Annotated in this window: 15 protein-coding genes; 9 read left to right on the top strand and 6 right to left on the bottom strand. The window is 53.8% G+C overall.

The features are described 5' to 3' along the window. The first annotated feature begins 22 nt into the window (after positions 1-22). The 3 genes from F3J08_RS04155 to F3J08_RS04145 all read left to right on the top strand — a co-directional run bounded on the left by F3J08_RS04155 (position 23) and on the right by F3J08_RS04145 (position 1,454). Entirely contained in the window at positions 23-412 is a 390-nt protein-coding gene (locus F3J08_RS04155) for a response regulator (RefSeq protein WP_023980065.1), read from the top strand. Positions 413-549: 137 nt separating this feature from the next. Further along, positions 550-972 carry a chemotaxis protein CheD gene (locus F3J08_RS04150; protein WP_240149120.1) on the top strand — a complete coding sequence of 141 codons (423 nt, stop codon included), beginning with the start codon at positions 550-552 and terminating at the stop codon, positions 970-972. 137 nt (positions 973-1,109) lie between these two features. Next, on the top strand, positions 1,110-1,454 hold the full coding sequence (locus F3J08_RS04145) for a hypothetical protein (RefSeq protein ID WP_162922324.1): 345 nt from the start codon (positions 1,110-1,112) through the stop codon (positions 1,452-1,454). A gap of 39 nt (positions 1,455-1,493) precedes the next feature. Here the strand turns inward: F3J08_RS04145 and F3J08_RS04140 are convergent, their stop codons facing one another. The 3 genes from F3J08_RS04140 to F3J08_RS04130 all read right to left on the bottom strand — a co-directional run bounded on the left by F3J08_RS04140 (position 1,494) and on the right by F3J08_RS04130 (position 3,683). Then, positions 1,494-1,856 (bottom strand): flagellar biosynthesis regulator FlaF, encoded by a 363-nt coding sequence (locus F3J08_RS04140; protein ID WP_240149119.1) that lies wholly within the window; start codon positions 1,854-1,856, stop codon positions 1,494-1,496. Positions 1,857-1,937: 81 nt separating this feature from the next. Continuing rightward, complete coding sequence (locus tag F3J08_RS04135; RefSeq protein ID WP_166928540.1) at positions 1,938-2,783, bottom strand: MotE family protein; 846 nt, start codon at positions 2,781-2,783, stop codon at positions 1,938-1,940. Between the two features lie 606 nt (positions 2,784-3,389). Then, the gene (locus F3J08_RS04130) at positions 3,390-3,683 is read right to left on the bottom strand and encodes a hypothetical protein (RefSeq protein ID WP_166928539.1); all 294 of its coding nucleotides are present in this window, start codon (positions 3,681-3,683) and stop codon (positions 3,390-3,392) included. Here F3J08_RS04130 and F3J08_RS04125 point away from each other — a divergent pair. Continuing rightward, the gene (locus F3J08_RS04125; RefSeq protein WP_062165239.1) at positions 3,667-4,650 is read left to right on the top strand and encodes a flagellin; all 984 of its coding nucleotides are present in this window, start codon (positions 3,667-3,669) and stop codon (positions 4,648-4,650) included. The genes F3J08_RS04130 and F3J08_RS04125 overlap by 17 nt on opposite strands. 61 nt (positions 4,651-4,711) lie before the next feature. Here the strand turns inward: F3J08_RS04125 and F3J08_RS04120 are convergent, their stop codons facing one another. Both F3J08_RS04120 and F3J08_RS04115 read right to left on the bottom strand, forming a co-directional pair. Then, positions 4,712-5,440 carry a glycosyltransferase family 25 protein gene (locus F3J08_RS04120; RefSeq protein WP_166928538.1) on the bottom strand — a complete coding sequence of 243 codons (729 nt, stop codon included), beginning with the start codon at positions 5,438-5,440 and terminating at the stop codon, positions 4,712-4,714. Between the two features lie 138 nt (positions 5,441-5,578). Beyond that, positions 5,579-7,906 (bottom strand): glycosyltransferase, encoded by a 2,328-nt coding sequence (locus tag F3J08_RS04115; protein WP_166928537.1) that lies wholly within the window; start codon positions 7,904-7,906, stop codon positions 5,579-5,581. Between the two features lie 339 nt (positions 7,907-8,245). On the opposite strand from F3J08_RS04115, the gene F3J08_RS04110 reads away from it, so the two are divergent. Further along, complete coding sequence (locus F3J08_RS04110) at positions 8,246-9,229, top strand: flagellin (RefSeq protein WP_062165239.1); 984 nt, start codon at positions 8,246-8,248, stop codon at positions 9,227-9,229. Between the two features lie 63 nt (positions 9,230-9,292). On the opposite strand, the gene F3J08_RS04105 is transcribed toward F3J08_RS04110, so the two are convergent. Continuing rightward, a complete protein-coding gene (locus tag F3J08_RS04105) occupies positions 9,293-9,724 on the bottom strand; it encodes a hypothetical protein (RefSeq protein WP_122040271.1) in 432 nt (143 codons plus the stop codon). A 404-nt stretch (positions 9,725-10,128) separates the two neighbouring features. Between F3J08_RS04105 and F3J08_RS04100 the strand changes: the two genes are divergently transcribed. Genes F3J08_RS04100 through F3J08_RS04085 form a run of 4 tightly spaced genes read left to right on the top strand, consistent with a single transcriptional unit; the run spans position 10,129 to position 12,700 of the window. Continuing rightward, a complete protein-coding gene (locus F3J08_RS04100) occupies positions 10,129-10,464 on the top strand; it encodes a flagellar hook-basal body complex protein FliE (protein WP_023979282.1) in 336 nt (111 codons plus the stop codon). 12 nt (positions 10,465-10,476) lie between these two features. Continuing rightward, entirely contained in the window at positions 10,477-10,752 is a 276-nt protein-coding gene (locus F3J08_RS04095; protein ID WP_023979283.1) for a flagellar biosynthetic protein FliQ, read from the top strand. Positions 10,753-10,805: 53 nt separating this feature from the next. Further along, positions 10,806-11,591, top strand: a complete 786-nt coding sequence (locus F3J08_RS04090; RefSeq protein ID WP_023979284.1) for a flagellar biosynthetic protein FliR — start codon at positions 10,806-10,808, stop codon at positions 11,589-11,591. Between the two features lie 35 nt (positions 11,592-11,626). Beyond that, a complete protein-coding gene (locus F3J08_RS04085; protein WP_166928536.1) occupies positions 11,627-12,700 on the top strand; it encodes a flagellar biosynthesis protein FlhB in 1,074 nt (357 codons plus the stop codon). Positions 12,701-13,138 lie beyond the last annotated feature (438 nt).

The raw sequence follows: 13,138 nt of genomic DNA, 5'->3' as shown, positions 1-13,138 counted from the left end.
CGTGAAGCCCTAAGGACCCGATATGCCCGCAGCCTCTCAAATTCGAGCTCTGATTGTCGATGACCAGGCTTCTATCCGTCAGGTTCTAGCCAACAATCTTGCCCAGCTTGGTTTCACGCAAGTAGCCCAGCGCAAAGACGGCAAGGAGGCACTTGAGTATCTGGGGCAGAATCCCACCCACCTGGTGATCTCGGATTTCAACATGCCTGTCATGGACGGCCTCGCATTGCTTCGCGCAGTGCGAGAAAATCCCAAGACACAGAAAACAGCTTTTGTCATTCTCACGAGCGAAGCGAGTCGTGATCTCGTACAAGAGGCAATCAAAGCGGGCGTGAATAATTTCCTCGCAAAGCCCTATACCGTCGCCAAGCTACGCGAAGTACTGGAGAAGGTCTTCGGACCTATCACCTGATGCAACAGCAAATGCTTACCCAAACCGTCATTCAGGGTGATGTCGTTGTTGCCGGGGGGGCTGACACTCTACTTACCACCCTGCTGGGATCGTGCATCTCCGTATGCATGTACGATCCACTTGCCGGGATAGGTGGCATGAATCACTTTCTCCTTCCTACAGGAGAAGGATGCGACAACAGCACGGCCCTTCGTTTTGGGGTAAATGCTATGGAAAAGCTGATAAACGGCATCCTGACTTCTGGCGGCAAGAGAGACCGCCTGTTGTGCAAGGCATTTGGAGGCGCTGCGATCGTGCCTTCCCTGGGCAAGATCGGTCAGGAAAACAGCCTCTTTGTGATGGGATACCTTGCAAACGAGAGAATATCCTGCGTCGCGCAAAGTCTGGGGGGCACCCAGGCGAGACGCATACGCTTTTGGCCAGCCACCGGGCGCGCACAGCAAAATCTTGTCGAGGATGGCCGCGCAATCGGTGTTCAGGAGCAGGCCTATAACAAGAAAGAAGCCGCTTTCGAAAGAAAGTGGAAAACTGACGACAAGACCCATGTCGAGCTATTTTGAAAGATCGCCGATCCGATCGTCCAGGTGCTGACGCGACACCCCCTCCAGTCGCAGCAAATGAGGTTCAGAGTTTTTACGCGCCTGCCAATCTACGGGAAATACCTCCCAGCTTAAGCTATTTGGGATTCATGCAATCGATGAACACCGAGCCTCGCGAATTTATATCCAATATTGTTGCGCAACTGGTTATCACACATGGCGATCTGCTAAGTGTCCAGGCAGCTATCGAGAGATCCGCGCTTAATATGAGTTTTCATGAAAGCGAGATCAGAAATCTGCAGAAGCTCGATCACGCGACCCAGTTTGTGGACGCGATCACTATCATACTACGCAACTTCATGCACACTGCGTGCCGTGATGATGACACACAGCTGAATCTCGAAGATCTTCTCAAAGATGTCCAACTTGGAAGTGTGCAGGGTCTCTTTACAGGCAGGAATGCCCCTTCACCAGCCGCCGCCGGCGAAATAGATTTCTTCTGAGAGTTATCTCTGGTCTGATCAGTGTGTTCGGGCTGTTGATCAGCCCGTCACTCCTGTTAATCCGTCAAGCACATCCCGGGAAATATCAATAAGGGGAAATAGAGTCAGCTTATCGTTCAGGATAGCCTGGATCCCGTATTTCTGAGCTTTATCCGCAAGGTTTACAATCAATGCCCGTTCATCATCCGGCGTATGGCCGCTGTCAATGATATTGGCCTTCATGATAAGCGACCATAATTTCTGGTGTCGGTCGAGAGCTTTGGCGCGCAGGCTCGCATCTGCCTCTGCATTTTGCAACTCTTCGATCATCATCGTGAAAGCGACCACCTCCGCTTCTCTACCGGACAGGCTTGTCTCTGCGACTGCTTTATAGGCGCGTAATCCAGGGTGCATGGCGTTCATTTTTCAGCCCTTGCGGCAGGTCGGTGGTGATTAACTCTACTATCTCAGTCAGGCTGAACATCAAGATTCTATGCGTAGGATCTACTCTTTCGGAACAGGTGGATGATCTGAGCCTACACTTGGGAGCCATGAGAGTGTGCCCACACTACCCGCATGACCAGCCACGCTGTCAGGACCACTCCGGTTAAGGTGGAAATTACGTACGCCAGCCAGATACTGCGACACCGTGTTGACCCGCTCGGGAAACATGTATCCCATAATCGCTGATATCTTCCGCGGGTTCATGCTGTTTGCAATCGACACGAGCACGTGGATATCCATGATATTGAAAACCGCAGCGGCCTCTCTCGGCGGCATTTCCTCGTAGATCTTCACGAGACGCGAGGTCTCTGCGACCATCATCTCTTTATGCTGCGCCTGTTTTTCAGCAAGTTCGGCCATCGAATTATCAATGGCGCGCATCTTCTCCTCAAGAACGATACGTGCCGAGTCCAGAACGTGTTTCTGCTCCTCAAGCTTGCGACGTTCATCCTCTATGGATCCCTGGTGCGACAGCAGACGCTTTACCAGTTCAGCCTGGGCCTGATCTGTGGTCGGTGTATCTGTCATGTCCGTAGCACCACCCGGCACACAGGATATGCCGATACAGGATGCAGCAGGACCATCGTTCTTCAGGAAGGCTGCGTCGACCGGAATTGCATCGTCGTCAGCTCGGATCCCTTCCGATGTCACAGGGATGGTCTTCCACCCTTCCGTATTCGCCGAAACCGCAGATACCGAAGGCTGCTCATGATGAGGTTTGGGAAGTGGTGCCTGAAGCTTGGCAGTCAGATTTGCTGTATCGGTGTTTTCAGGCTGGGTGCTGCGGTCATCTTCACCCATACGACTGGCGAGCGCATGCACATTCATCGCAAGCGCTAGTGTCATAAAGATGGTCGACACATGGAGTAGACGCCCAAGTGGAATTCGCGGCATGACCAAGAAACCCAAAATTCAAATAGACAGATCAGAAAAAATAATCCGATATATACACTAACTACTTAGCTACATTAGTTTATATATTTAAATTTGTCCTGCGATGATACTTTGCCCGTTAAAGGTCAAAATATCGATAACATTCGTATCACGTAATAGTTATGCCTGCCCGATTTGGCAAGCACTTTTATCACGAAGAGTTGCTACACTCACCTCGCCCGTCTCTCACCTGGCAAAGAGAGGGTTGAGACTGGGCACCCGCGAGGAGGCCGCACTCCAACAGGGATCGTGATACGAGACCTGCTGTCTCGGCGCCTCGTAGTGCACGGCCCTCCACGCAACGACGGGCTCAAGACAACTAATCTCAGATTAGAGCCTGCACCGCACCACAAGTCTTGGTCGTCTCGGGCGCTGCACATCCAGCCCCCCAAGCCAGCATTCTGACGAGAACAGTCGAATCGCGCATCAATCTTAGCTTCGAACCATGCAGTGTAACCATGATGATGGCCTCAGTAGCGCACCGAACCGGGCCCTCCGCGATGTGGTGTGATCTGCCTTTCATAAGACATGCCAATCGTCAGGAAACCCTCTCGCCTCGATATCGGTGATCGAGGCACCTTGCTGCGCTATATCGAAATTAACAACGCGCTTCATCAAAGCCCTTCCGGCCAACCACCGGTTATCTCTGTTTGCTGTATCGTCTGTGGTCTGATCGAACGTGATGCCTGTACGGGTATCATCTGGGTTCTTCCATTCTGGTAATCTTCTCTTATCCATTTCGGGTTTTATGATGCTTGCGTGGCCCGATATCTGGGCGAGCACCAGGAGAAATTCGATGAGCCTTTCAATCAACACCAATGCCTCGGCGATGGTCGCCGTTCAGACCCTGAACGCCACCCAGACGGCCCTGAGCAACGCTGAAAACACCATCTCGACCGGCCGCAAGGTCTCGAGCGCTGCCGACAACGCCGCTGCCTACGGCATCGCGCAGCAGATGCAGGGCAACGTCTCTGGCCAGTCCGCTGTGAATGACGGCCTCTCCTTCGCCGCACAGACGGTCAGCTCGACCAGCACCGCCGTCAACCAGATCATCAGCGTGCTCAACAGCGTCCAGAACGCAGTGACCACCCTTGGCAACAACCAGGGCAGCCCGGCCGCTCTCGACCAGATCGGCACCCAGATCACCGGCCTGCTCCAGCAGATCGATACCATCGCACGTAACGCAACCTTCAACGGCGTGAACCTGATCTCGGGCAGCACAAGCGACGGCCTGGGTATCACGTCCAGCAACCTCAGCTACATCACCGGCCTTCAGGGCGACCAGACGACCGTCACAGGCTTCAACGCCGCCATCGCTTCCTACATGGGCGGAAGCAGCGTCGCTGGCGCACCGGCCGTTTCCTCCTCGTTCTTCCAGAGCGGCATCGCCGGCACAAGCCTGACCGACGCACTGGGCCTCACCACGGGCAGCGGCACGAGCGGTGCAAACCCGACCACCAACGTGTTCGAGTCCACCGGTGGCGTACTCGGCGGCAACAAGAGCGTTTCCGACATGATCTCGCAGGTTCAGGCCGCCATCAAGGCCATGACCTTCGTGACCTCCACCCTGGGCGCAAACACCAACGTCATCAACAACATGAGCACCTACGGCTCAAGCATCTCCGACAACCTCACCAACGGTATCGGCTCCCTGACCGACGCAGACATGTCCGCAGCCAGCGCCAAGCTGACATCGCTTCAGACCAAGCAGTCCCTCGCCATCAAGTCGCTTACCATCGCCAACTCACAGTCGCAGAACATCCTCTCTCTCTTCCAGTAAAATAAAAAAGGCCCCTCGCCTCCAACGGCAAGGGGCCCGCCCTGACGGCACATCTAAAAAATCAACGTTGTGTCTGCACAGTGCTATTGGCCACATCGTTCTTGGCAAGAACGAGAGGTGGAAAAGCAACCCAGGCCTGCATCTTGTCGTAGCAAGCCGCCATCATATCATCGATGCCAGTATTTTCCTTGTTCTTCTCCAGACCAGGATAAAATGTCTGCATCGGCCGCAATGGCAGAACATGTGCCAGCATTTTGGAAATACCGCCGGGTGAGATGGAATAACCAATCAGCCCGTGAGCGCGCAGCAAGCCAAACAGCAATGACTGCCCCGATTTTTTTCTGAAATCTTCTTTGTATTTCAGAAGATTTTGATGATCAAAGCGCGACGTGCAATAAAACCCTGTCTCCGCATTTCTAAATGTGAGGTGGGCATCTGTGTTGTATCCCCACAATACCAGATCCCAATCTTCAGGCAGCGTGGCAAAGAGGTCAGTGCTTTTTTCATCGAAACTCTCGCTGATGATCGCATCATCTTCGAAAACTGTGCATCCCTGCCCTTCTTGCAGGGCGTTCGTCCATATCGTGAGATGAGACATGGCGCAGCCAAGCGCTCCAACGCTGTATTGCAAAGCGGGATCCAGGATCTTCTGTGCAATAAGCACTGCGCGATCGAGCCTCAGACCGTCGATTGCCTCAAAAACCCGTACATCTGTGAAGGTAGGATTGTCGCGGCGAAAGGCCTCCAGTCGTTCAGGCGTGCGTGCGAGTGTAATAAGCCATTTGTCCATACGTTCCGTTTCCACACGCTCTAAATCTGATGAACAGAAACTTCTTGAATCACGAAAACATAACCGCGAGTCGATGAAAGACGTGGACCGCGAAAGCGCATCTCCACCTGCGGCGCCCGAAGTCAGCTCTATCGTTATCTAGCCCGTTGCCGGACGATAGCGCACGACCTCAGTAAGGCCCGGAGAACCCTTGATTATCAACCTAGCCAATGTTTCGGTTGTGAAGCCAAAAGGCGGAAGTGAAAAATCGAGGCGACCACCTCGGATATGTTTGCCATCAACTTTGTCTTCGTTGATGACGGGATAGTCAGGCAGCATATAATTAACCAGAATTATTTCTCGGTATCGCGAGATATTACTGATCGCCTTGATGATCGACTGGTTTGAAAGGTGTTGCAATACATCTTTCACGATAACCAAATCCCCGTCAGCAACGGGAACCTGCTCGACAAGATTGATTACGCCGAAATGCACATTCGTCAGATTGGAGTAGGTACGTTTATTTACAGCAATAACTTCGTGCACAAGATCCATCGCGACGAACATTGTGTCCGGGCAACGCCGTGCGATTTCGGCCCCCACTCGGAAATCTCCACAGCCAATATCTAGCACTGTCCGGAATTTGTTGCGTATAATATAGTGACAGATAAAGTTTATATAATCACTACATTTATCAGGATCTGACCCAACCCCGGAATATACGCGACCGGAACTTCCCCAATCATTGTTTCTGTAAATCTGCTGAAATACAGATTGCAATCCATGATCTTCCGTCGATACGAGAGGAAATGCAGCGCACCTATCGCGTAGCTCAGCAAGGTGTTCGATATGGCCGTTGCAAAGAATCGCACGGCAGGCGAGCGAATAGGTATCGAACCGCGACCAGATATTGGCTTCGTCTATTTCCTTTAGGACTGGCCACGACATACTTTCCCACAGATGGAAAACGTATGCGTCCGGAAAAGCGACAGCCTGCTCGAAAAGCGAGGAAAGCCCTGCTCGGTCCCAGGAAGGTACAAAGAAAGCTTCCGGAGCAAGAATGGCCCCCAGACCAGGTCGCGCTGCATTCAAAAGGTGGGGCATCTTTGTCGAAGAATGCGCCCAATACCGGGAGTCGAAATGCTTGTAGCTGTCCCACCATGCAGCCATGAACGGGGCGTCTGGTGGGGAGAGTATAACTGAATTGCCCAGACTTTCGGCTTCCACCCTTGGATCTGTTGAGATGAGCTCGCGAGCCATAACAGTTTGCGTCGCGGAGAAGAGGGGTTCCAGACTTTTGAGGGTGATCGTATCCAGGTCGAGATAAATTCCACCGTATGCCCGCAAGACACTCATTCTGATGATATCTGACTGATGAGCAGGATGCATGACCGGATTACCAAAAATACGCTGCGGCGCAGGTACGATCACAATATCCGCTATATGCTTTACTGCCTCCCAATAGGGCCCTTCACGTTCGGCGATGCACCAGAGGACAATCCTGAACCCCGGATGATGAGTCGCTGCGGAAAGCACAGCCATATAATGACTGAAGCCAAAAGGCCTGATACCAGGCGGCTTTTTCTCGGAGAAGTAATTCACGTCATCAAAGACGACTTTTTCAGGAGTGGTCTCGACAAAATGAATGAGCTTGGGAAAAGCTCCAGCTTCATTCGAACAGATAGGACGACATGCACTTTTGCTCAGGCAATCATCGAAAAGCTGCCTGACATTGATATACGCATAGTCAAATGACTCATCGACAGCTCCAACAGACTTGAAAACGTCTTCTGGTAGCCGGCCAACAACCAGCGGGGGGAATGAGACATGCGCAGCCATAGCACCATGTTCGATCAAACTCGAAAAGAGGGTGCTGAGAGAGACGCCCCTCATCTCGCGCCCCGCCAGCTTGCTCCTGTAGCTATATTCTCGGATTGGCAGCGAATTCATCAGGATCGATGCGCCACGTGGCGAAACCGTATATCCGGACATTCCCTCGATTGCGCTCAGCTTCAAGAGCAACGCAGGGGTTTTACGGTCTCCCAGAGGACCTGTAGGGCCGGTTGATGGATGGTCGTCACATTTGAGGATACAGTCACCCATCTGATTGGGCATTTTGACAATCATCAGGCCGTTGTAATCAACGCCCCAAACAATCAGGTCCCAATCCTCGGGAAGCGTCTGCAAGAGCGCGTTCGCCAGTTCCCCAAAATTATCTGGTATCGATGATTTATCGCTGAAGATTGTGCGCGGCACACCGTCAGCAACACACTGACTCCACTGAATGACATGGGAAAAGATTTCGGCCACCTGATCGTCCGACGCCCGGATATTAACATCCAGAAGGCCGTTCTCCACCATATAACTGCGGTCGAGTGCGAGCACGTCAAATGACGGTACCACTTCCAGATTGTCAGCCGCAGGATTTCTTTTTCTGAACTTTCTCAGTGTTTCAGCATCTGCTTTGGAGATCACGCGAAGAACCATCGTCCTGCTTCCGTATCGACTCGTACTGTGAAAGTGCTGTCTGGCCATTGCCACATGGATCTCAAGACAGTCGGATTTGTCTTTGTATGACCGAGGATCACAGCCGAGACAACACTCCTCCACTCGGGCGCACGCCATGTCTTGATGATGGATTCCCCTGAGATCGTTAATGAGACGTATCGGTTATCTCTGTTTGCTGTATCGTCTGTGGTCTGATCGAACGTGATGCCTGTACGGGTATCATCTGGGTTCTTCCATTCTGGTAATCTTCTCTTATCCATTTCGGGTTTTATGATGCTTGCGTGGCCCGATATCTGGGCGAGCACCAGGAGAAATTCGATGAGCCTTTCAATCAACACCAATGCCTCGGCGATGGTCGCCGTTCAGACCCTGAACGCCACCCAGACGGCCCTGAGCAACGCTGAAAACACCATCTCGACCGGCCGCAAGGTCTCGAGCGCTGCCGACAACGCCGCTGCCTACGGCATCGCGCAGCAGATGCAGGGCAACGTCTCTGGCCAGTCCGCTGTGAATGACGGCCTCTCCTTCGCCGCACAGACGGTCAGCTCGACCAGCACCGCCGTCAACCAGATCATCAGCGTGCTCAACAGCGTCCAGAACGCAGTGACCACCCTTGGCAACAACCAGGGCAGCCCGGCCGCTCTCGACCAGATCGGCACCCAGATCACCGGCCTGCTCCAGCAGATCGATACCATCGCACGTAACGCAACCTTCAACGGCGTGAACCTGATCTCGGGCAGCACAAGCGACGGCCTGGGTATCACGTCCAGCAACCTCAGCTACATCACCGGCCTTCAGGGCGACCAGACGACCGTCACAGGCTTCAACGCCGCCATCGCTTCCTACATGGGCGGAAGCAGCGTCGCTGGCGCACCGGCCGTTTCCTCCTCGTTCTTCCAGAGCGGCATCGCCGGCACAAGCCTGACCGACGCACTGGGCCTCACCACGGGCAGCGGCACGAGCGGTGCAAACCCGACCACCAACGTGTTCGAGTCCACCGGTGGCGTACTCGGCGGCAACAAGAGCGTTTCCGACATGATCTCGCAGGTTCAGGCCGCCATCAAGGCCATGACCTTCGTGACCTCCACCCTGGGCGCAAACACCAACGTCATCAACAACATGAGCACCTACGGCTCAAGCATCTCCGACAACCTCACCAACGGTATCGGCTCCCTGACCGACGCAGACATGTCCGCAGCCAGCGCCAAGCTGACATCGCTTCAGACCAAGCAGTCCCTCGCCATCAAGTCGCTTACCATCGCCAACTCACAGTCGCAGAACATCCTCTCTCTCTTCCAGTAAAATAAAAAAGGCCCCTCGCCTCCAACGGCAAGGGGCCTGTTCATCCCATGGGTAGCTAGAGCCTTACTCAACCGGACCGTTGAGTATACGCGCCGCCACGATGACCGAACCCCCTTCGGTTTCAGCGCCGGTCCGGAACATCCTCCATTTTCCAAGAGAAAAAACCCACGTGCCGGTAAAACTGGCCACTTGGGCATGTGGTTTACAAACGCCATCAGGTTGTGATTCCTCCTGCCTGTTGCACTGCATGGCATCGGATTCCGTCAACGGAATATAGACGTTGGTATTGAGCTGCGCAGTACGGCCGTGAATCTGGATTGATCCGTCTATCCCGCTTTTCTGTCCCTGTTGACCATTGTTCGAAACGTCGTCAGGCGTGCCGCGTGTTATGATATCTATATATTTTGTCTCGTTATCAGAACACACCTCGATTGAGGCCGATCCGATCACCCTGTTTTTTGCTTCCTGCCCGACATAATCGACAATTGCCTGCACCTCGGCGATCCGAACAACTCCAGAGGGACAACGTATGCTGTCTCCATTCCCGGGCAACACTGTACCAGCGTAAGCCGGAGCCGACATTCCTGTTAACCCCGTCGCCAGACACGGTACCGTAGCGCACAAGACCGCGCGCGCAGAGAGGAACAAGCCTCGCGGTGAAACCACTTTCATATCCTTCGTGAAGGTTCGCTCGATGGTTGGGCCACGATACCCGAAAAGTCGCACAGCAGAAGCATGACACGACAAATTTCCTCAAAAAGCCCGACGCCGGAAAAGTGATGACACAGTGGGCGCACCGATAACGCTGCCGAAAGATATTGCTGTCATGATCGGTTCACGTTACGAACGACCTTGGCAACAATCTGCCCTCCCTGCGGCAGATGATTCGGTAGAGGCTCATGATCAGCGACGTCACCACCCGTAGTTTCGACGCCATGAACGCGTATGGAGAAGTTCAGCGTAGCCTGCAATCCGCAACGGGCCCGGCCAAACAAGCTGACACCTCCAGCATTGGTACCGGAAGTTTCAGTGACGCACTCAGTGGTGCGCTGCAGGATGCGGTGCATACCGGAAAAGTTGCCGAAACCCAGACCGCGGCCGGTCTCTCAGGGCATGGCGATATGACTGAGATCGCGACATCTGTCGCTGAGGCAAAATTGACGCTGCAGACCGTAACGGCAGTTCGTGATCGCTTTGTGCAAGCCTATCAAGATGTAATGAAAATGTCGATCTGAACGCAGAACGGCATGCAACATACGGTAGACATTCACGAGATCCTGCAGGAATCCCTGTTCGTAGCGGTCAAGATGGGTGCCCCGTCGCTTCTCGCCTCGCTTGCCGCAGGCATCCTGATCTCGCTTTTTCAGGCAGTTACCCAAGTCAACGAAGCAACGCTATCTTTTGTACCCAAATTTGTCGCTGCAATGCTTGCCCTTATGCTGACAAGCTCGTTCATTTACGCAACCCTGCATAATTATGCGATGCAGATTTTCGATCAGATGGTCATCGCTGGCGGATCATGAACAGAGCAATGTCGACACTGCGGGCGTTGTTCGGAATATTGCGGAATAGGTAGATGCTGGCTCTTCCATCCCCCGATGTGGTAGCCGTCTATCTGATGATCCTGTGCCGTGTCAGTACACTTGTCATGGTAGCGCCAGGGCTGGGTGAATCCACATCACCCATGACAGTGCGCGCAGGTATAGCTGTTACGATCTCTTTCCTGCTTGTCCCGCTGCTGGAGCCTGTGCTCACCCCCGTGGTGACGCCAGCCCTCAAGAGCCCGGCTCTCCTGATCGTCATGATTGCTCAGGAATTGCTTATAGGGACTTTCATCGGATGGATGGCGCGACTGATCGCGATGTCACTCATCATCGCTATGCAGTTCATTGCAACTTTCACGGGTCTGGCGAGTGTTTTACAACCCGACCCGGACTTGGGCGCCTCAAGTACCGCCATCAGTCATATGGCCTCTTTCCTCATCCCGGTACTTTTTCTGACGACAGGATTGTATATCCTGCCCCTCGCCGCGCTCACAGGCTCTTACAAAGTGTTCTTGCCGGGCCAATTCCCTTTTCTGAATGATATGGCGCAGGCTGCTGTCATGAGCGTATCACTGAGCTTCAGGCTTGGCCTTCAATACGCTGCTCCGTTCGTTCTTGTCGGCACCCTGTGGCCTGCGCTTCTCGGCGTACTGAACCGACTGATGCCTGCTATTCAGGTTTACGGAATTGCCATGCCTGCCCAGCTTCTGGGCGGCGTATTCCTGATCGCTCTCCTGATTCAGGTCATCACTGGCGTCTGGCAGGAACGTATGCAGGAAACACTTCTTCAGCTTCCTGGCATCCATGCATTCCAATAACCTAGCCCTCCCAACTCGTACTTCGCGCCCAGTCTATGGCTGAGGAAGGAAGCAGCGAAGATCGCACACAGGCCCCTACCCCGCGCCGCCTTGCCAAAGCAAGGGAAGAGGGAAATGTTGCCCAGTCGCGTGAAACACAGATGCTGCTCGTGCTGGGAATATTCCTTGCGGTATTCTCAATGACCGGGGCGACTTCGGGATATCGCTTCATCACCCATATGCATGGATTGCTGGAGCACTTCTCCACCCCGATCGACGATACAGCAACGATCGGGCGTATCGTCCATCAGGCGTTTGCTGAAGGAATCCTCCTGATCGCTCCGTTCGGTGGGGCATGCATGGCAGCTGTCATAGGTTTCGGTCTCTTCCAGACACAGTTCCTGTTCAGGCCTCAGGCGCTTGCTCCCGACCTCAAACGGCTGTCTCCTGCCGCCGGGGTCAAACGTGTGTTCAGTGCCCGAAATCTTGTCGAACTCCTCAAGAGTCTGGCAAAATTTTTGGTGTTTGGTGTTGTGCTATACAACGTAGCACGCGGAACGCTGCATATTGCCCCTGAAGCGGAGAGATGGACTATTCGTCGGCTGACACAGGAGCTCGTTTCCTGGTTTGTCTACGCCACCCTCGTTATCCTCGCTGTTCAGGTTTTAATCGCTGTACTCGATGAATTATGGACGCGATACAGTCGCCTCCAGAAGCTACGGATGAGTCACCAGGATATAAAGGACGAGACGAAGCAGGAAGACGGTGATCCCAAGATCAAGGCCAAAAGACATCAATTGAGGATGCGTCGCGCCCGACAACGCATGCTCCAATCGGTGAAAACGGCAACCGTTATTGTCACCAACCCCACTCATTACGCGGTAGCCCTTGCATATGAGAGCGATTCCACAGCCGCACCTAAAATCGTAGCCAAAGGCACCGACGAACTGGCAGCACGCATTCGTGCCGCAGCAGATGACGCCCGTGTGCCAATCGTCAACAACCCCCCTCTCGCACGCGGGCTCTACACACTGCCGCTGGATACCGAAATACCGCCAGAGTTTTTCAAGCCGGTCGCGGCCATCATCGCCTATGTCATCAAGTTGAAGACACCAGGGTCGAGGCGATAAACACTGCTGTTTGCATGCGCTCGGATAGTATTAACGGTTCTTGCGACTTCTCAGCAATTTTTGCGACGCTGCTCCGCTTTCCGGCAAGGCCAATTCATTACCGTCAATATTCTGGGAACTGCCTGATCGTCCACAGGTCGACACGGGGCACCGCTCAGACTTGGCTAGTCCCGGAGATGATGGAGCGCTGACCGAACATCGGAAGGTTGAACGCCCAGCTTCTTTCATCGCAAGCAGAACGAGGCGACAGATGATCCTGCCCTCCTGTTCGGACGGACAGCGGCACAGGCGAGGTTCACATATGTGATGCGAGATATCGGGATCACCCACCTATATGATAAGAGCGCTTCAGGCAGTTTACTGCCAGACCACAGACGGGCATGCACAACCGGTATCGCCCTCACCCAGATAGCCCGCGGCCTTTCGAGGGGTCAGGGA

It is taken from the genome of Asaia sp. As-1742 (assembly GCF_011753235.1).
GTDB lineage: Bacteria > Pseudomonadota > Alphaproteobacteria > Acetobacterales > Acetobacteraceae > Asaia > Asaia bogorensis_B.
This window is presented reverse-complemented; position numbering and strand designations above follow the sequence as displayed.

Excerpts from the sequence above, each read along its gene's own strand:
- F3J08_RS04155 (WP_023980065.1), top strand. The coding sequence starts at position 23 with ATGCCCGCAGCCTCTCAAATTCGAGCTCTGATTGTCGATGACCAGGCT.
- F3J08_RS04100 (WP_023979282.1), top strand. The coding sequence starts at position 10,129 with ATGATCAGCGACGTCACCACCCGTAGTTTCGACGCCATGAACGCGTAT.
- F3J08_RS04110 (WP_062165239.1), top strand. The coding sequence starts at position 8,246 with ATGAGCCTTTCAATCAACACCAATGCCTCGGCGATGGTCGCCGTTCAG.
- F3J08_RS04150 (WP_240149120.1), top strand. The coding sequence starts at position 550 with ATGAATCACTTTCTCCTTCCTACAGGAGAAGGATGCGACAACAGCACG.
- F3J08_RS04090 (WP_023979284.1), top strand. The coding sequence starts at position 10,806 with ATGCTGGCTCTTCCATCCCCCGATGTGGTAGCCGTCTATCTGATGATC.
- F3J08_RS04145 (WP_162922324.1), top strand. The coding sequence starts at position 1,110 with ATGAACACCGAGCCTCGCGAATTTATATCCAATATTGTTGCGCAACTG.
- F3J08_RS04120 (WP_166928538.1), bottom strand. The coding sequence starts at position 5,440 with ATGGACAAATGGCTTATTACACTCGCACGCACGCCTGAACGACTGGAG.
- F3J08_RS04085 (WP_166928536.1), top strand. The coding sequence starts at position 11,627 with ATGGCTGAGGAAGGAAGCAGCGAAGATCGCACACAGGCCCCTACCCCG.
- F3J08_RS04140 (WP_240149119.1), bottom strand. The coding sequence starts at position 1,856 with ATGAACGCCATGCACCCTGGATTACGCGCCTATAAAGCAGTCGCAGAG.
- F3J08_RS04135 (WP_166928540.1), bottom strand. The coding sequence starts at position 2,783 with ATGACACTAGCGCTTGCGATGAATGTGCATGCGCTCGCCAGTCGTATG.
- F3J08_RS04095 (WP_023979283.1), top strand. The coding sequence starts at position 10,477 with ATGCAACATACGGTAGACATTCACGAGATCCTGCAGGAATCCCTGTTC.
- F3J08_RS04125 (WP_062165239.1), top strand. The coding sequence starts at position 3,667 with ATGAGCCTTTCAATCAACACCAATGCCTCGGCGATGGTCGCCGTTCAG.
- F3J08_RS04115 (WP_166928537.1), bottom strand. The coding sequence starts at position 7,906 with ATGGTTCTTCGCGTGATCTCCAAAGCAGATGCTGAAACACTGAGAAAG.